Genomic DNA, 267 nt, shown 5'->3' with positions numbered 1-267 from the left:
AGAAGGTGCACGCCGGGCTCGCCGAGCAGCGACGGACGCAGGATCGCCTCCGCCTCGGGGTCGGTGGCACAGGCACGGACCCACGACGCCATGCCCTCCGGTGTCGTGACCGGCCGCCAGGGCGGACCGGCGGGCGGCGTGACGGTCGTGTCCGGGTCGAGCCACACCCACTGGCCGACGACGATGCGCGCGAAGTCCTCGAGCGACAGGTCGAGGCGGTCCCACGAGTCCTTGACCGAGCAGCCGTCGGAGTCGTCGACCCTGGCC

1 protein-coding gene is annotated in these 267 nt (G+C 73.4%); it reads right to left on the bottom strand.

The window, feature by feature from the left end; all coding sequences use genetic code 11:
- A partial coding sequence (locus ACPYOI_RS36345; protein WP_481424211.1) for a hypothetical protein occupies positions 1-267 on the bottom strand: 267 nt, incomplete at both ends.

Source organism: Rhizobium sp. SVR5-2C, from assembly GCF_056755115.1.
The sequence above is the reverse complement of the archived record's forward strand: the minus strand, read 5'-3'. Positions and strand labels throughout refer to the sequence as shown.